Source organism: Bacillus cereus group sp. BfR-BA-01524, from assembly GCF_022662595.1.
GTDB classification, from domain to species: Bacteria; Bacillota; Bacilli; order Bacillales; family Bacillaceae_G; genus Bacillus_A; species Bacillus_A thuringiensis_S.
Genome location: NZ_JAKUDW010000022.1, coordinates 16,232 through 34,641 on the forward strand (window position 1 = coordinate 16,232; position 18,410 = coordinate 34,641).

Below are 18,410 nucleotides of genomic sequence, written 5' to 3' on the forward strand. Positions count from 1 at the left end.
AATGAAGAAAACGCCTGATTTTATTCTCATCATCGTAACACTTTCTTTGTTGACAATCGGAATGATTATGGTTTATAGTGCGAGTGCTGTTTGGGCCTCTTATAAAATGGGGGACTCATTCTTTTTTGCCAAAAGACAATTATTGTTTGCGGGTCTTGGTGTAGTAGCTATGTTTTTTATTATGAAAATTGATTATTGGGTGTGGCGTACGTATTCAAAAGTAATTTTGCTAGTTTGCTTCATTCTTCTTATTCTCGTTCTTATTCCTGGAGTAGGTCTTGTCCGAGGAGGAGCACGAAGTTGGATTGGGATCGGAGCATTTTCGATTCAACCGTCAGAATTTATGAAGTTTGCGATGATTATTTTCTTGGCAAAGTTTTTAGCGGAACGGCAAAAATTGATTACATCTTTTAAACGTGGTTTATTACCGGCTCTTAGTTTTGTGTTTCTTGCTTTTGGGATGATTATGTTACAGCCAGACCTTGGGACAGGAACGGTAATGGTTGGAACATGTATAATTATGATATTTATTTCGGGAGCGAGGGTCTTTCACTTTGCAATGTTTGGTTTACTTGGTGTAGCAGGATTTGTAGCGTTAATCGCATCAGCACCGTATCGAATGAAACGCATTACATCATATTTAGATCCGTGGGCAGATCCGCTTGGAAGTGGATTTCAAATTATCCAATCACTACTCGCAATTGGACCTGGTGGATTATTTGGGCTTGGACTTGGACAAAGTAGACAAAAATTTCTTTACTTACCTGAACCACAAACTGACTTTATATTTGCGATCTTATCCGAGGAATTAGGTTTTATTGGTGGTTCATTTGTGTTATTATTATTTAGTCTATTATTATGGCGCGGGATTCGTATCGCATTAGGAGCGCCAGATTTATATGGTACGTTTTTAGCAGTAGGTATTGTGGCGATGATTGCGATTCAAGTAATGATTAATGTTGGTGTTGTAACAGGGCTGATGCCTGTTACGGGTATTACCTTGCCGTTTTTAAGTTATGGTGGATCAAGTTTGACATTAATGTTAATGGCAGTAGGTGTATTATTAAATATAAGTCGCCATTCTCGCTACTAAACCCTGTTTATAAGACAGGGTTTTTCGTATGTGTGTGTAAAAATGCAATATGTATATAGAAATAAATATAATGGAAATAAGAAAAGAGAAGCGGAGGAGTTAGTAGTGCGTGTATTAGTGAGTGGTGGGGGTACTGGTGGTCATATTTATCCAGCTCTTGCTTTAATTAGAGAAATAAAAAAGTTAAATCCAGAAGCAAGATTTTTATATATTGGTACGGAAAATGGACTAGAGAGTACGATCGTTCCAAAAGCAGGTATACCATTTCAATCTATTGTTATAAGTGGATTTAAACGAAAAATATCATTAGATAATGTGAAAACAGTAATGCGTTTTCTAAAAGGTGTACAAGATAGTAAACGATATATTCGTCGTTTTAATCCAGATATCGTAATTGGAACGGGTGGATATGTATGTGGACCAGTTGTATACGCTGCAGCCAAATTGGGTATTCCAACTATTGTACATGAACAAAATAGTGTACCAGGTGTAACGAACAAATTTTTAAGCCGTTATGTTGATAAAGTTGCTGTTTGTTTTGAAGCAGCTACAGAGCATTTTCCAGAGTCAAAAGTAGTAATGACAGGTAATCCACGAGCATCAGAGGTAATGGATCAAAGTGGAATGAAAGGGAAACGTTCAGTTGGACTTTCTCTTCCTAAAAAGTCTGTACTTATATTTGGTGGAAGTCGCGGGGCTAGACCGATTAACGATGCCTTTGTTGAAGCGATTGAACAGTTTGGGAACAAAAGCTACGAAATACTATATGTAACAGGTGAAGTGCATTATGACAAAGTGATGGAAGCCGTGAAGCAAAAAGGGAACCCGAACAATGTTATTATTAAGCCGTTCATTCATAATATGCCAGAGGTACTAACTGGTGTAGACCTTGTTGTTTCAAGGGCTGGGGCAACAACACTTGCAGAATTAACAGCGTTAGGAAAACCAAGTGTGTTAATACCGAGTCCGTACGTAACAAATAATCATCAGGAAAAGAATGCACGTTCAGTTGTTGATAAAGCAGCAGCAAAAATGTTACTTGAAAAAGATTTAACAGCTGAAACGCTTATTCGTGATATTGATGAGATTTTATTGGATGCACAAACATTACAAAATATGAAGCTAGCTGCTAAGCAACTAGGTATTCCAGATGCAGCAAATAAGCTGTATGAAGTAATGAATAAGCTTGTAAAAAAATAAAGTGAGGCTTTAATCAGTGGGGAGTGATTCTCTCTCGTTGATTATTACCTTTCACTAATCGGATGTTTACTGGCATCCCGATACCACTTAACTTCTTTGTTACCGCCGAATTTTGATTTAGGAGCTGTACTGCCCGTAAATAGAGGGATAACGTTAGGTGAACGCCCTGCATATTATTGTCATAAGGAGACTTAATATGGGGGAGATTGTCTATGGAACAATTAGTAAATGAGCTTATAGAAGCAGATGTTGGTCGTGTTTTAGTTAACGAGTCGTTAGCACGTTATACAACTATGAAGATAGGTGGACCAGCGGATATTTTAATTGTGCCAAAGCATGTAGCCGGTATTGAAAAAACATTACAGTTAGTAAAGCAATACAAAACGAAGTGGACTGTAATTGGGCGCGGTTCAAACCTTCTTGTATCTGATCAAGGCATAGAAGGTGTTGTTATTCGTTTAGGAGAAGGATTAGATCACTTAGAGGTCGAAAAACATAGGGTAAGAGTTGGTAGTGGATATCCTCTTATTAAATTGTCAACTTTACTTAGTCGTCAAGGGCTAGCTGGATTGGAGTTTGCAAGCGGTATTCCAGGAAGTGTCGGTGGTGCAGTATATATGAATGCAGGTGCACATAAATCGGATATATCGAGTGTATTATCGAAGGCTCTCATTCTGTTTGAAGACGGTACAATTGACTGGTTAACGAATAAAGAACTGGAGTTTTCTTATCGGGCATCTGTATTGCAAACGAAACGTCCTGGTATTGTTTTAGAGGCGGAGTTTCAATTAAAGGCGGGAAAACGTGAAGAAATTGTACGCAGCATGCAAAATAATAAAGATTACCGCCGTGAAACGCAACCATGGAATCACCCGTGTGCAGGAAGTGTATTTCGGAATCCAATCCCACATTTTGCAGGAGATTTAGTAGAAAAAGCAGGGCTTCGTGGTTATAGGATTGGTGGAGCTCAAATTTCTGAAATGCATGGCAATTTTATTGTTAATACCGGGGGAGCTTCAGCGCAAGATGTATTGTCTTTAATTGAATTAATAAAATATACAATTAAGGATAAATTTGATGTAGATATGCACACAGAAGTAGAAATCATTGGAAGATAACGGTTATTCGTTCCGCTCATTATCATTTATGTTATAATAAGAAGATAAGAACGGCATGAGGAACATGCCGTTCTTTATGTTACATAGGGGGATCGTACATGAATAATAGTAAAGTGATTAAACTACAAGATCGTGTACCAAAATTGAAAAATCAAAAGAAAAAAAACAAAAAAAATGTTAATCATCGATTGATTTTATACATATCAATTTTATTTTTATTAGTGCTCTTTTTAATTTATTTTCGGTCTCCGCTTAGTAATATAAAAAAGATTAGTGTGTTTGGAAATCACTATATGACGGATGAGCAAGTAATGAAGGATTCAGGCGTGACATATGATACAAGTTATTTCCGAGTGACAGCACATAAAGCTGAAGAAAACTTAACGAAGCGAAAAGAAATTAAAGCAGTAAATGTAAAAAAACGTTTTCCAAACAAGATTGATATTCATATCGAAGAATATTTAACGATTGGTTATATAAATAAAGAGGGAAAATTACAACCGTTATTAGAGAATGGAAAAACGCTTGATGTACTACCTAATGGAAAACTTCCTGTTGCAGCACCGATTTTCGAACCTTTTAAAGAAGAGAAAATGAAGGAGTTAATCGCTGAACTAGAAAAATTAACACCAGCTATTTTAAAATCTATTTCGGAGATTCGCTATTCACCAACGAATGCGAATGAAGATCATCTTACTTTATATATGAATGAAGGTTATGAAGTGAGCACTACGATTCAAAATTTCGCAAAACGTATGGAAGCCTATCCGCTTATTTTAAAAACAATTGAGCCAGGTAAGAAGGTATTAATTGACTTAGAAGTAGGTGCATATACGAAAGAATTAGGTGCGGAAGAAAAAAAAGAATAGAATGGTAGTTTTCGTTGCTTATAGCAGAAAAAACGAAACGAATGTTCTATTATATGTATACGAATTTAGAAGAATGGTTCATTTGATGAAAAATATGTAAAAATTCTTAGATTCATACTAGTATTGGTACAAGTTTCACTTTTCTATGAGTACATCTTAGTGTAGACTTATACTTGGCGGTAAACTTTACACTCGAAATAGAATTATTTCAAGATAAGCAGTTATTTATAGTTTACTGCGATATTCTTAATTGAATGCTAAATAAAAATAAGAAAAATATAGGGTTAAAAAAGGGAAACGTATAAAGACGTTGAATATTTTTCTTATAAATAGTAAAGTTGCGATTGTTGTTCCATATATTGAGTTGTATGGTATAAATAAAGAAGGAGGTGCCAAAGAATGAACAGCAATGAAATATATGTTAGTCTTGACATCGGTACATCCAATGTTAAAGTCATCATTGGTGAAATGGTTAATGACAGCTTAAACATTATTGGTGTTGGAAATGTAAAATCAAATGGTTTAAAGAAGGGATCGATAGTTGATATAGACGAGACTGTTCGATCAATTAAAAAAGCAATTGAACAAGCTGAGCGCATGGTGGGAATCCACATTGAGCAAGTTGTAGTAGGTGTCAATGCAAACCAGGTACAGCTACTTCCTTGTCACGGAGTAGTCGCTGTTTCAAATGAAGATCGTGAAATCGGGAATGAAGATGTCTTACGCGTTCTAGATGCAGCACAAGTTGTGTCAATTGCTCCAGAACGTGAGTTTATTGATGTGGTACCTCGACAGTTCATCGTAGACGGTCTTGACGAGATTAACGATCCACGCGGGATGATCGGTGTAAGATTAGAAATGGAAGGTACACTTATTACAGGCTCGAGAACTTTACTACATAACCTACTTCGTTGTGTAGAAAAAGCAGGTCTTGAAATTGTTGATATTTGTCTTCAACCTTTAGCGGCTGCAACAGTTGCTATATCTTCAGATGAAAAAAATAGAGGAGTAGCCCTTGTTGATATGGGGGGAGGATCTACAACTCTATCTATTTTTAAAGATGGAGAGTTACAAGCGACGAGCGTATTACCATTAGGTGGAGACCATATAACGAAGGATATTGCGATTGGGTTGAAAACTTCAACAGAAAATGCAGATCAAATTAAGTTGAAATATGGACATGCTTTTTATGATACAGCATCTGAAGAAGAGATGTTTACGGTTCCTATTATGGGAAGTGATCAAACAGAACAATATTCTCAGTTGGAATTATCGGATATAATAGAGGCTCGTGTAGAGGAAATTTTAATGTTTGTTCAAGATGAAGTGCGTAAGTTAGGAGTAAAGCAAGTGGCTTCTGGTTATGTACTAACTGGCGGAATTGCTTCTATGCCGGGTGTTCTTGATCTTGCATATGATATTTTACATGAAAATGTTCGTGTAGCAACTCCTGATTATATTGGTGTGCGTGAGCCCCAATATACAAGTGGAGTTGGATTAATTAAACATTCTTATCAAAAAGCTAAATTACGTGGGAAAAATGTGCAGGAAAAGCAAGAGCATTTTGAACCAGTACCAGCACCAGCACCAACGCCGGTACAACAGCAACCTGCAAAACAAAAAACTCGTAATCAAAACAATAATAATCAAAATGATGACCGCATGATGTCAAAAGTAAAACGTGTATTCCGTTATTTATGGGATTAAAATTGGACACGAAAAATGAGGTTCTAGGGGGATTTCGACATGTTAGAGTTTGATACTACTCAAGATCAATTAGCGAATATAAAAGTTATCGGTGTCGGCGGTGGCGGAAACAATGCTGTAAACCGTATGATTGAACACGGTGTACAAGGTGTAGACTTTATCGCTGTGAACACTGATGCACAAGCATTAAATCTATCAAAAGCTGAAACGAAAATGCAAATTGGTGGAAAATTAACGCGTGGACTTGGTGCAGGCGCAAACCCTGAAGTAGGGAAAAAAGCTGCAGAAGAAAGTAAAGAACAGATCCAAGAAGCACTTCGTGGTGCAGATATGGTCTTCGTAACTGCTGGTATGGGCGGTGGAACTGGAACTGGTGCAGCTCCAGTTGTTGCTCAAGTTGCAAAAGAATTAGGTGCTTTAACAGTTGGTGTTGTAACACGTCCATTTACTTTTGAAGGACGTAAGCGTGCGACGCAAGCAGCATCTGGTATTGCAGCATTTAAAGAAAATGTAGATACTCTTATTGTAATTCCAAACGATCGCTTATTAGAGATTGTTGATAAAAATACGCCAATGTTAGAAGCATTCCGTGAAGCTGATAACGTATTACGTCAAGGTGTTCAAGGTATTTCGGATTTAATTGCAACGCCAGGTTTAATTAACTTAGACTTTGCAGACGTAAAGACAATTATGTCTAATAGAGGTTCTGCTTTAATGGGTATTGGTTCTGGTAACGGGGAAAATCGTGCTGCAGAAGCAGCGAAAAAAGCGATTTCTAGTCCATTACTAGAAACATCTATTGATGGAGCTCAAGGTGTTATCATGAACATTACGGGTGGCGCTAACTTAAGCTTATATGAAGTACAAGAAGCGGCAGATATCGTAGCTTCAGCTTCAGATCCAGAAGTAAATATGATCTTCGGTTCTGTTATTAACGAAGGATTAAAAGATGATATCGTTGTAACTGTAATTGCAACTGGTTTTGATGATAGCATTGCAACTCAACCACCAAAACCAATTATTCGTCCGAATGCGAACCACACTCAACAACAGCAACAACCAGTAGCTCAACCTTCAAAACAACGTGAAGTAAAACGTGAAATGAAGCGTGAAGAGCCAGTTGTACATGAGCGTCATTCAGATTCAGATGATATCGATATTCCAGCATTTTTACGTAACCGTCGTAGACGATAAAAAAAGGAGCTTTTATGCTCCTTTTTTGTTTTTTAAATGGAAAAGACCTGCTTAGCAGGTCTTTTTTTATTTCGTATATTTCAATATATTTTGTTGGTGAAAATAAGAGTATATCATTCTATGAATTTGTACTTTTATTTTTTACCGACAGATTTTGTCTAGAAATCACAAAATAACAAAAAAACACCTCCGCAAATTGACACACTTTCCTATTGGATATGCATTATACTAGTCTCAACTTGAAAAAAGAGGTGAATTGTTTGGTTGTTTACGCCGACGTTGTTTGGTTGTTAAACGCCTGCATTGATTTTCTTTTGCTTTTATTAACAGCTACCGTGTTAAAAAAGAAGATCAAAAGATGGAGGCTTGTGTTAGGGGCATTTATAGGTTCAACTATTGTTATTTTTGCCTTTACTCCTTTTGCTTCTATGATGACACATCCAATTATGAAACTACTGTACTCGTTGCTTATTGTGTATACAGCATTTGGGTTTACAACATTTAGAAATTATGCACAAACTGTTTTTACTTTTTACTTTGTAACCTTTATGGTTGGCGGAGGATTAATTGGAACTCATTTCTTTTTGCAAACGAATGAAATGGTAAATGGATTGGTTCAATCTCAGTCAATTTCTTACGGCGATCCAATTAGTTGGTTATTTGTTATTTTTGGTTTTCCGGTAATTTATTATTTTTCTAAAAAGCGTATTGAAAGCGTAGAGGTCACGAAAATACACTATGACCAAATTGTGAAAGTAAAAATTCAATTGGCCGAAGAAGAACTAGAACTGGCAGGTCTTATTGACAGTGGGAACCAACTTTACGACCCATTAACAAAAACACCCGTTATGATTATGCATGTTTCATCATTAGAACATTGCTTACCATCTTGGTTAACAGAACAAATTTATTCCAAAACAGAAATTCCTCAAATACCAGAAAATGATTCTGGTTGGGCGACAAAATTACGTTTAATTCCTTTCCGTGCAGTAGGAGTAGAAAGTCAATTTTTGTGGGCAATTAAGCCTGACAGTGTGCAAGTTGATCATGAAGGTAGTTCTATTGTTGTAAACAAAGTATTAATTGGATTAAATACACAACAACTGTCTACTAATGGGGAGTATCAATGTATTGTGCATCCCAAAATGTTGATTTCACAAAAAATGGTGATCGCTTAATAATGAGAGGCGGGATAATATGATGAAATTAAAATTTTATTTAGTATACCTTTGGTATAAAGTATTGCTGAAATTAGGAATTAAGACCGATGAAATTTATTATATTGGTGGAAGTGAAGCGTTGCCACCACCGTTAACGAAAGAAGAAGAGGAAGTTCTTTTGAATAAATTGCCCAAAGGAGATCAGGCAGCAAGGTCATTACTTATTGAACGTAACTTAAGGCTCGTTGTATATATAGCAAGAAAGTTTGAAAATACAGGGATAAATATTGAAGATTTAATTAGTATAGGAACAATCGGCCTTATTAAAGCGGTAAATACATTTAATCCAGAAAAGAAAATAAAATTAGCAACATATGCATCGCGTTGTATAGAAAATGAAATTTTAATGCATTTACGTCGGAATAACAAAAATCGTTCGGAAGTTTCTTTTGATGAACCGCTAAACATTGATTGGGATGGGAATGAACTGTTGTTGTCTGACGTGTTAGGTACAGATGATGATATTATTACAAAAGATTTAGAAGCTACTGTAGATCGTCACCTTTTAATGAAAGCATTACACCAATTAAATGATCGTGAAAAACAAATTATGGAACTTCGGTTTGGGCTTGCTGGAGAAGAGGAAAAAACGCAAAAAGATGTGGCGGATATGCTTGGGATTTCACAGTCATACATTTCACGTTTAGAAAAAAGAATCATAAAAAGATTACGAAAAGAATTTAATAAAATGGTGTAAAGAATAAGACCAGCCGTTATCTAGGCTGGTCTTATTCTCTTTCGTTGTATGGGAAGAGATAACGAAAATGAAAAATGAAGAGAAAACCGCATGCATAAAATCCCCTTCAAAGGAAATACTTTACACTGTACAGCAACTCCCGATAGGAGGGAACACTTTGACGAGAAACAAAGTAGAAATTTGCGGTGTTGATACAGCTAAACTTCCCGTACTAAAAAATGATGAAATGCGTAAATTATTTCGTGAAATGCAAAGTGGAGAGATAAGCGCAAGAGAGAAATTAGTGAATGGAAACTTACGTCTTGTACTGAGCGTCATCCAAAGATTTAATAACAGAGGAGAATATGTTGACGATTTATTTCAAGTTGGTTGCATCGGACTTATGAAATCCATTGATAATTTTGATTTAGGCCAAAATGTAAAATTTTCAACGTATGCTGTGCCGATGATTATTGGGGAAATACGCAGATATTTGCGTGATAACAACCCGATTCGCGTATCTCGATCATTACGAGATATTGCGTATAAAGCGTTACAAGTTAGAGAGAAATTGATTGCAGAAAATTCAAAAGAACCAACAGCAATGGATATTGCAAAAGTGCTTGAAGTGACTCATGAAGAAATTGTTTTTGCATTAGACGCGATTCAAGATCCAGTTTCATTATTTGAACCGATTTATAATGATGGGGGAGATCCTATCTTTGTTATGGATCAGTTAAGTGATGAAAAACAAAAGGACGAGCAGTGGGTTGAAGAACTAGCGTTGAAAGAAGGAATGAAGCGTTTAAATGATCGAGAGAAAATGATTATTAGAAAACGTTTCTTCCAAGGAAAGACACAGATGGAAGTTGCAGAAGAAATTGGGATTTCCCAAGCGCAAGTATCACGTTTAGAGAAGTCAGCTATTAAACAAATGAATAAAACGATTCAAGGATAAGGTCTCACCAATTATGGTGAGACCTTTTTATATGTAATATGGTTTGTGCTCATAGTAGGGGATTAGTGTTCATATAATGAAACTAGCATGGTGTTTCGTATAGGTGGCTTCCTGTAAATATGAGAAACAGCTTCCAATTCGTCATATAAGGGAGAGGATAAAAATGGTGATACGAATTTCAGAGTTACAGATGAAGGATGTTATAAATATTTCAGATGGAAAAAGGATTGGGAATATTGGAGATATTGAAATTGATATGAACACAGGGAAAGTTTGTTCTGTTATTATTTCCAAACAGACACGTATGCTAGGTATTTTTGGAAAAGATGTTGAAATTGTAATTCCTTGGAAGGGAATTGTGAAAATTGGGGAGGATGTCATACTTGTAAGAGTAGATCCTGTTAATACTGTAACAGAATCAATACAAACACCGACAATTTCATAAAGAATATTACAAATTCCTCTTTTTTTTCTGTTAGGATTATGAAAAAATAAAAGTATGGTAAAATAGACAGGAAGTACCATGCTTTTTCTGTTATTTTAATTAAAAGGAGCCGCTTTATTATGAGAGAACCATTTAAATATGTGGACGGTATACTGTATTTACAAGCGTGGAAAGAACTTGGAAACATTACTGCTGGATTTACGACAAAAGATGGTGGGATAAGTACGGGCTCCTTTCATGCGATGAATTTAGGATTACATGTGAATGATATCGTGGAGAACGTTCATGAAAACAGACGCATTTTAGCAAATAAGTTACAAAAGCCATTAGAAAACTGGGTTTGCTCTGAACAAGTTCATGATCATCATGTTGAAAAAGTAGGGCAACAGGAAAAGGGAAGTGGCGTCTATTCATATGAGGACGGCATTTCAAAAACAGATGGCATTTATACGAGTAATGAAGATGTTCTGTTAACGTCTTGTTACGCGGATTGTGTTCCGCTCTATTTTTATGCACCATCACATGGTATGATAGGACTTGCGCATGCTGGATGGAAAGGCACTGTACAAGAGATTGCAAAGGAAATGATTCAAAAGTGGAATGCAGAAGGTATTTCAAGTGATGAAATTCATGTTGCAATTGGGCCGTCGATCGGATCTTGTTGTTATGTTGTGGATGATCGTGTATTAACAGCAGCACAGAAAGTAATTAACGGTGCTGTTCCTCATCAAAAAATTTCTGACGGGCAGTACGCAATTAATTTAAAAGAAATTAATCGTATATTATGCGTACAAGCAGGCATAAAAGAAGAGCATATTGTAATGTCATCTCTTTGTACAAGCTGTGAAGAGCAACTATTTTTCTCTCATCGTCGTGATCAAGGTAAGACAGGAAGAATGTTGAGTTTCATAGGTTTTAAGGAGGAAGGAAGCAAGTGACAGTACAAGAAAATTTAGTAATTGTAAACGAAGCTATTAAAGAATCTTGCGCTCGAGCTGGACGTTCGTTGCAAGATGTTAAACTTATTGCAGTTACAAAAACTGTAGGGATTGAAAAAACAAACGAAGTAATTGAAACTGGAATTATCGATTTAGGTGAAAATAGAAATGAAGGTTTCTTACAGAAATATGAGCATTTCGGTTCAAAAGTTAATTGGCACTTTATTGGCTCATTACAAACGAGAAAAGTAAAAGAAATTATTAATGAAATTGATTATTTACATTCGTTAGATCGTCTTTCCCTGGCGAAAGAAATTCAGAAACGTGCTGATAAGAAAGTGAAATGCTTTATTCAAGTGAAAACCTCATCTGAAGAATCGAAGCAAGGATTGGCAATAGAAGAGGTTGTTTCTTTTATTCAAAGTTTGCAAGAATTCGATAAAATTGAAGTGGTTGGACTAATGACGATGGCTCCATTTACAGAAGAAGAGGAAGAAATCAGACGCTGTTTTAAGGAATTACGTATGCTACAAACAGAGGTGCAGGAGCTAGAGTTATTACATGCGCCATGTAAAGAATTATCAATGGGAATGTCCAACGATTACACGATTGCAATTGAAGAAGGGGCTACATATATTCGTTTGGGAACGATTTTAGTAGGAAAAGCGTAAAAGGAAGGAGAATCTTATTATGAGTTGGTCAAAAGTAAAATACTTCTTTTTTGATACACCGGAAGAAAAAGAGGCAGCTCAATATGGTTATGAAAAGGAGCAAACAGACATGAAAAAGCAGCAAGATCCACCAGAACAACAAGATGTTACGTTTCCGAAAGCGCAACCGAAGCAAAATGTTGTGAGTATTGAAACAGCAAAACAATCTTCAAAAGTTGTTTTATTAGAACCACGCACATATTCGGAAGCACAAGGGATTGCGGACCACTTAAAAGGTAGACGAGCTGTTGTAATTAATTTGCAGAGAATGTCTACTGATCAAGCGGTACGTATCGTTGACTTTTTAAGTGGTACTGTATACGCTATAGGCGGGGACATTCAAAAAATAGGACCGAAAACATTTATGTGTACACCTGAAAATGTAGATATTGTTGGTGCAATTTCAGAGTTATTCGGTGAAGAAGAAGAAACAAATATAAAGAGGTGGTAATACGCCATGACAACAGTTTTAATGGTGTTAAGTTCTGCTATCGAGATTTACTCGTGGGCACTGATTATTTACATTCTCCTATCATGGTTTCCTGGTGCAAAGGAATCATCTTTTGGAGAGTTCTTGGCGCGAATTTGTGAACCGTATTTAGAACCATTCCGCAGATTTATTCCGCCGCTTGGTATGATTGATATTTCTCCACTCGTTGCGATTTTTGCGTTAAAACTTGCTAAAAGTGGTTTGTTCAGTTTGTTCAGCTATTTCTTATAGTAAGAGGTTAAATACATGAGCATTTACGAACATTTTAGGCCTGATGAAGAGGTCTTTGTAGATAAAGTGCTAGAGTGGAAGCGAACGGCGGAGTACCATCAAGTGAAATTAACAGACTTCCTTGATCCAAGACAGCAACAAATTGTTTCTATGGTAATTGGACAAGGAGATGTTGCTGTGCAATTTGGTGGTGCAACGCCTAATGCAGAGCGTAAAAGAGCACTCATTTATCCAGACTATCTAGAATTAAATGAAGAAGAATTTCAAGTAGAAGTATTAGAAATTGACTATCCTTCCAAGTTTTATACGCTAGAACATAGGCAAATATTAGGTACATTTATGTCACTTGGTTTAACGAGAGAAAAATGTGGTGATATTTTGCTGCAAGAAAATCGTGCCCAAATTGTAGTTGCGAAAGAAATCGTATCGTATATTGAGATGAACTTACAATCAATAGGGAAAGTAAAAGTCTCTTTAGTGTCAGTGCAAGGAGAACAAATTCTACAGATACATGAAACGTGGGGGGAGAAATCTGGAACGGTTTCTTCACTTCGTTTAGATGTTATGTTAGCTGAAATGTTACATTTATCTAGACAGAAAGTACAACCTTTCATAAAAAATGGTTTAGTAAAAGTCAATTGGAAAACAGTGGAGCAAACTTCTTATGAATGTTATCCAGGAGATGTTTTTTCTGTTAGAGGATATGGACGAAGCAAATTATTTTCTGTAGAAGGTAGAACAAAACGCGACAAATGGAGAATTTTGTATGGTATACTAAAATGATTGGTTTTTTAGAAGGAAATCCTCCTATTTTGTCGAAGAAAAGATATAATTGAAAGAGGAAATTTAGATAACTACTTGGAGGTGGCGTTGTGCCGTTAACACCATTAGATATTCATAACAAAGAATTTGGTCGCGGATTCCGTGGCTATGATGAAGATCAAGTAAATGAGTTTCTTGATCAAATTATCAAAGATTATGAATTGGTCATTCGTGAGAAAAAAGCTTTAGAAGAAAAAGTTGCGCAGTTAGAAGGGAAGTTAGATCATTTCTCTAATATTGAAGATACGTTAAACAAATCTATCGTTGTTGCACAAGAAGCAGCGGAAGAAGTAAAACGTAATGCGCAAAAAGAAGCGAAATTAATTGTGCGTGAAGCTGAAAAGAATGCAGATCGTATTATTAACGAAGCATTAGTAAAATCAAGAAAAGTTGCTTTTGATATTGAAGAGCTAAAGAAACAAGCGAAAGTATTCCGAACTCGTTTCCGTATGTTATTAGAAACACAGCTTGAAATGTTAAACAACGATGATTGGGATAAACTAATTGAGTTAGAAGACGAAGTAGATGAACTGTTGAAGAAAGAAGAAACAGTGTAAGCTTGACGTTTTTCTCATTATTACATATAATTTTAAACAACATATTTATTAAGAAAAACGAAGATAGGGATAAGTACCTTTTCAAACCTTATATAGCGAACTGAGGATGGTGTAAGCTCAGGATAAGGAGATAGTGGGAATATCACCCTGGAGTTCCGCGCTGAACAAATAGAGTAAGCGTAGGCGTGTATTCGCGTTAAGAATATAAGAGGATTCTATACATATGTATAAAATCTACTAGGGTGGTACCGCGGGAGACTTTCTCGTCCCTTTTTGGGATGAGAAAGTCTCTTTTTTATTCCGTTTTTTAAGTATTTCTTTTATACATGTAAGGAGGAAATGAGCATGGAGTACAAAAATACATTACTGATGCCGAAAACAGAGTTCCCAATGCGTGGGAATTTACCAAAACGTGAGCCTGCAATGCAAGAAAAATGGGCTGAAATGAATATTTACGAAAAAGTACAAGAACATACAAAAGGTCGTCCTTTATTTGTATTGCATGATGGACCTCCATATGCGAATGGTGACATTCATATGGGACATGCATTAAATAAAGTATTAAAAGACTTTATTGTTCGTTATAAATCAATGACTGGTTTTAGTGCGCCATATGTTCCAGGATGGGATACGCACGGTTTACCAATTGAACAAGCTTTAACAAATAAAGGTGTAAAACGTAAAGAAATGACAGTTGCTGAGTTCCGTAAGTTATGTGCAGAGTATGCATATGAACAAGTAGAACGTCAACGTGAACAATTTAAGCGTCTAGGTGTACGTGCAGATTGGGATAATCCATATATTACTTTAGAGCCAGCTTATGAAGCACAACAAATTAAAGTGTTTGGTGACATGGCGAAAAAAGGTTATATCTATAAAGGTCAAAAACCAGTTTACTGGTCTCCAACGAGTGAATCTGCTTTAGCAGAAGCTGAAATTGAATACCAAGATAAAAAATCAGCATCTATTTACGTAGCATTCCCTGTAAAAGACGGAAAGAACGTATTAGAAGGTGATGAAAAGTACATCATTTGGACAACGACACCTTGGACATTACCTGCAAACTTAGGTATTTCTGTTCACCCAGAGCTTGAATATAGCATTGTAAAAGTAAATGATGAGAAATATATTATTGCTTCTGAGCTGTTTGAGACAGTTGCAAAAACGTTAGAGTGGGAAAATGCTGAAGTTGTGAAGACAGTAAAAGGTAGCGAACTTGAGTACACAGTTGCAAAACATCCATTCTACGATCGTGATTCATTAGTTATGCTAGGAGATCATGTAACAACAGATGCAGGTACAGGTTGTGTTCATACAGCACCAGGACATGGGGAAGATGACTTCATTGTTGGTAAAAAGTATGGATTAGAAGTACTTTGCCCAGTTGATGATAAAGGTGTATTAACAAATGAAGCACCTGGATTTGAAGGCTTATTCTATGATAAAGCTAACAAGCCAATTACAGAAAAATTAGAAGAAGTAGGCGCTTTACTGAAACTAACATTCATTACGCATTCATACCCACATGATTGGAGAACGAAAAAACCAATTATTTTCCGTGCGACAGCACAGTGGTTTGCATCTATTGAAGCATTCCGTAAAGAATTAATAGAAGCTGTAGCGGAAACAAAATGGGTACCAGCATGGGGAGAAACTCGTCTTCATAATATGGTTCGTGACCGTGGTGACTGGTGTATTTCTCGTCAGCGTGCATGGGGTGTGCCAATTCCGGTATTCTATGCTGAGAATGGTGATCCAATTATTACGGATGAAACAATTAACCATGTAGCAGATTTATTCCGTGAACACGGTTCAAACGTATGGTTCGAGCGTGAAGCGAAAGATCTATTACCAGAAGGATTTACACATCTAGGTAGCCCAAATGGCGAATTCCGTAAAGAAACAGACATCATGGATGTATGGTTCGATTCAGGTTCTTCTCACCAAGCGGTATTAGAAGAGCGCGAAGATTTACAGCGTCCAGCTGATTTATATTTAGAAGGATCTGACCAGTATCGTGGTTGGTTTAACTCTTCATTATCAACAGCAGTTGCTGTAACAGGTAAAGCTCCATATAAAGGCGTATTAAGTCACGGTTTCGTACTAGATGGTGAAGGACGTAAAATGAGTAAGTCGATTGGAAACATCGTCGTACCGAAGAAAATTATGGATCAATTAGGCGGAGATATTTTACGCTTATGGGTATCTTCTGTTGACTATCAATCTGACGTACGTATTTCAGATGATATTTTAAAACAAGTAGCAGAAGTGTATCGTAAAATCCGTAACACATTCCGTTTCTTATTAGGAAACTTAGACGACTTTAAGCCAAGTGAAAATGCAGTAGCTGTAGCTGAACTTCGTGAAGTAGATCGTTACATGTTAGTGAAATTAAATGACTTAATTACAAAAGTTAAAGAAGCATATGAGACATACGACTTCGCTGCTGTGTATCATGCAATTCATAACTTCTGTACAATTGATTTAAGCTCATTCTACTTAGACTTTGCAAAAGACATTTTATACATTGAAGGTGCAAACCACGAAGATCGTCGTGCGATTCAAACTGTATTATATGATGTTCTTGTTGCGTTAACGAAACTTGTAACACCAATCTTACCGCATACAGCTGATGAAGTATGGCCATACATTCCAGGCGTAACAGAAGAAAGTGTACAATTAACTGATATGCCAGAAGCTGTACAATTAGATGACGCGGAAGCATTAAAAACAAAATGGGATGCATTTATGACATTACGTGATGACGTGTTAAAAGCACTAGAAGTAGCTCGTAATGAAAAAGTAATCGGTAAGTCATTAAATGCAAGCATTACGCTATATCCAACTGCAGAAATGAAAGCTATGTTAGAGTCTATTAGCGAAGACTTAAAGCAATTATTCATCGTTTCTGAGTATAAACTTGGTGGTATGATGGAAGAAGCGCCAGCAGATGCACCGAAGTATGATCATACAGCGGTTGTTGTTGCTCAAGCAACTGGTGAAACATGTGAACGTTGTTGGGTAGTTTCAGAAACAATTGGTAAAGATGCTGAACATGAAACATTATGTGAGCGTTGTGCAACAGTTGTTAAAGAAAACTATGTAAAATAATAAAAAAACTGACTGCTATTCATGCAGTCAGTTTTTTTATTTTGATGATATATCAAAATAACTTTCAGGCTCTTTCCTGTGAAGGAAAAATGTGTGTGAGGTAAGCAAATAAATTTCGGACACACTAACTGTACATTACAGCTAGGAGGAATGTACACGTGAATGAAATTTACATGGAAATAAAAGAAGAATTGCAATTGATGAGAAAAGAGTTGCAAGAGAGACTAGCTAAAGAAGTAATGCACAAATATGATGTCGAGTTCAGCCAAGAGCTTGGATATGAAATTAAGGAAGAGATAAAGAAAAAATTGCTATTACATGATATAAAAGAGGATTTAAAGGATGTAGAACGCGCATTATTTAAAATGGAAATAGACATGTATGGTATTTGTGAAGAGACGGGGAGATTAATTTCGACAAAGCAAATGAAGGCAATGCCGACTGCCCGTACGATTCATGAATTCTTCTATGAAAAGGTAAATGTATGAATACGCACAACGATATTATATTACCTTTTTTTAATTTATTTTATTCTTCTATAAAGGTTCATTGTGAAAAGGTAGCAGCTATGCTAAAATTTTGAGGTACACTGTCTTTGTGGGGGAAATGAAAATGATATATTATGTAATAGCGTTATTTGTCATTGCTATCGATCAAATATCGAAGTGGTTAATTGTAAAGAACATGGAATTGGGTACGAGTATTCCGATTATCGACAATGTATTATACATAACATCACATCGAAATAGAGGCGCTGCTTGGGGTATTTTAGAAAATAAAATGTGGTTCTTCTACATTATTACAGTTGTTTTTGTAGTGTTTATCGTATTTTATATGAAAAAGTATGCGAAAACAGACAAGCTTCTAGGTATTTCGTTAGGCCTAATTTTGGGCGGGGCAATTGGTAACTTTATTGATCGTGTATTTAGACAAGAAGTAGTGGATTTCATTCACGTGTATATTTTCTCGTACAACTATCCAGTATTCAATATAGCTGATTCAGCATTATGTATTGGTGTTGTATTAATTATTATTCAAACATTATTAGAAGGCAAGAAAGCGAAGGAGTAA

The 18,410-nt window shown here is 36.2% G+C and carries 19 protein-coding genes and 1 other annotated feature; all 19 genes read left to right on the forward strand.

Annotated elements, in window-relative coordinates; translation table 11 throughout:
- Position 1 precedes the first annotated feature (1 nt).
- The 19 genes from spoVE (at position 2) to lspA (ending at position 18,410) form a co-directional block, all read left to right on the forward strand.
- Positions 2–1,093 carry a stage V sporulation protein E gene (gene spoVE / locus MR170_RS10170; RefSeq protein ID WP_016080476.1) on the forward strand — a complete coding sequence of 364 codons (1,092 nt, stop codon included), beginning with the start codon at positions 2–4 and terminating at the stop codon, positions 1,091–1,093.
- Positions 1,094–1,198: 105 nt separating this feature from the next.
- A complete protein-coding gene (gene murG, locus MR170_RS10175; protein ID WP_242308199.1) occupies positions 1,199–2,293 on the forward strand; it encodes an undecaprenyldiphospho-muramoylpentapeptide beta-N-acetylglucosaminyltransferase in 1,095 nt (364 codons plus the stop codon).
- 212 nt (positions 2,294–2,505) lie between these two features.
- Positions 2,506–3,411 (forward strand): UDP-N-acetylmuramate dehydrogenase, encoded by a 906-nt coding sequence (gene murB, locus MR170_RS10180; protein ID WP_242308201.1) that lies wholly within the window; start codon positions 2,506–2,508, stop codon positions 3,409–3,411.
- A gap of 98 nt (positions 3,412–3,509) precedes the next feature.
- On the forward strand, positions 3,510–4,280 hold the full coding sequence (gene divIB / locus MR170_RS10185) for a cell division protein DivIB (protein WP_001065789.1): 771 nt from the start codon (positions 3,510–3,512) through the stop codon (positions 4,278–4,280).
- A gap of 399 nt (positions 4,281–4,679) precedes the next feature.
- Positions 4,680–5,987 carry a cell division protein FtsA gene (gene ftsA, locus MR170_RS10190; RefSeq protein WP_001087557.1) on the forward strand — a complete coding sequence of 436 codons (1,308 nt, stop codon included), beginning with the start codon at positions 4,680–4,682 and terminating at the stop codon, positions 5,985–5,987.
- 39 nt (positions 5,988–6,026) lie between these two features.
- On the forward strand, positions 6,027–7,181 hold the full coding sequence (gene ftsZ, locus MR170_RS10195) for a cell division protein FtsZ (RefSeq protein ID WP_000888984.1): 1,155 nt from the start codon (positions 6,027–6,029) through the stop codon (positions 7,179–7,181).
- Positions 7,182–7,441: 260 nt separating this feature from the next.
- The gene (spoIIGA, locus tag MR170_RS10200) at positions 7,442–8,359 is read left to right on the forward strand and encodes a sigma-E processing peptidase SpoIIGA (protein WP_000261975.1); all 918 of its coding nucleotides are present in this window, start codon (positions 7,442–7,444) and stop codon (positions 8,357–8,359) included.
- Between the two features lie 19 nt (positions 8,360–8,378).
- Positions 8,379–9,098, forward strand: a complete 720-nt coding sequence (gene sigE, locus MR170_RS10205; RefSeq protein WP_000976947.1) for an RNA polymerase sporulation sigma factor SigE — start codon at positions 8,379–8,381, stop codon at positions 9,096–9,098.
- A 157-nt stretch (positions 9,099–9,255) separates the two neighbouring features.
- A complete protein-coding gene (gene sigG / locus MR170_RS10210; protein WP_000197753.1) occupies positions 9,256–10,035 on the forward strand; it encodes an RNA polymerase sporulation sigma factor SigG in 780 nt (259 codons plus the stop codon).
- A gap of 163 nt (positions 10,036–10,198) precedes the next feature.
- Positions 10,199–10,480 carry a YlmC/YmxH family sporulation protein gene (locus MR170_RS10215; RefSeq protein WP_242308202.1) on the forward strand — a complete coding sequence of 94 codons (282 nt, stop codon included), beginning with the start codon at positions 10,199–10,201 and terminating at the stop codon, positions 10,478–10,480.
- Between the two features lie 119 nt (positions 10,481–10,599).
- A complete protein-coding gene (pgeF, locus tag MR170_RS10220; protein ID WP_029443134.1) occupies positions 10,600–11,418 on the forward strand; it encodes a peptidoglycan editing factor PgeF in 819 nt (272 codons plus the stop codon).
- Positions 11,415–12,089 carry a YggS family pyridoxal phosphate-dependent enzyme gene (locus MR170_RS10225; RefSeq protein WP_016080481.1) on the forward strand — a complete coding sequence of 225 codons (675 nt, stop codon included), beginning with the start codon at positions 11,415–11,417 and terminating at the stop codon, positions 12,087–12,089. The genes pgeF and MR170_RS10225 overlap by 4 nt, the downstream gene beginning before the upstream one ends.
- A 19-nt stretch (positions 12,090–12,108) precedes the next feature.
- Positions 12,109–12,579, forward strand: a complete 471-nt coding sequence (locus tag MR170_RS10230; RefSeq protein WP_000119129.1) for a cell division protein SepF — start codon at positions 12,109–12,111, stop codon at positions 12,577–12,579.
- A 6-nt stretch (positions 12,580–12,585) separates the two neighbouring features.
- The gene (locus MR170_RS10235; RefSeq protein ID WP_000214324.1) at positions 12,586–12,849 is read left to right on the forward strand and encodes a YggT family protein; all 264 of its coding nucleotides are present in this window, start codon (positions 12,586–12,588) and stop codon (positions 12,847–12,849) included.
- Positions 12,850–12,864: 15 nt separating this feature from the next.
- Entirely contained in the window at positions 12,865–13,632 is a 768-nt protein-coding gene (locus tag MR170_RS10240) for a YlmH family RNA-binding protein (RefSeq protein ID WP_016080482.1), read from the forward strand.
- Positions 13,633–13,721: 89 nt separating this feature from the next.
- A complete protein-coding gene (gene divIVA, locus MR170_RS10245) occupies positions 13,722–14,228 on the forward strand; it encodes a septum site-determining protein DivIVA (RefSeq protein WP_001131611.1) in 507 nt (168 codons plus the stop codon).
- 51 nt (positions 14,229–14,279) lie between these two features.
- Positions 14,280–14,502: a binding site (T-box leader), on the forward strand.
- Between the two features lie 71 nt (positions 14,503–14,573).
- The gene (gene ileS2 / locus MR170_RS10250; RefSeq protein ID WP_242308203.1) at positions 14,574–17,339 is read left to right on the forward strand and encodes an isoleucine--tRNA ligase; all 2,766 of its coding nucleotides are present in this window, start codon (positions 14,574–14,576) and stop codon (positions 17,337–17,339) included.
- 158 nt (positions 17,340–17,497) lie between these two features.
- Positions 17,498–17,827, forward strand: coding sequence for a TraR/DksA C4-type zinc finger protein (locus MR170_RS10255; protein WP_043937052.1), 330 nt, complete (start codon positions 17,498–17,500; stop codon positions 17,825–17,827).
- A gap of 124 nt (positions 17,828–17,951) precedes the next feature.
- Positions 17,952–18,410 carry a lipoprotein signal peptidase LspA gene (gene lspA / locus MR170_RS10260; RefSeq protein ID WP_000642180.1) on the forward strand — a complete coding sequence of 153 codons (459 nt, stop codon included), beginning with the start codon at positions 17,952–17,954 and terminating at the stop codon, positions 18,408–18,410.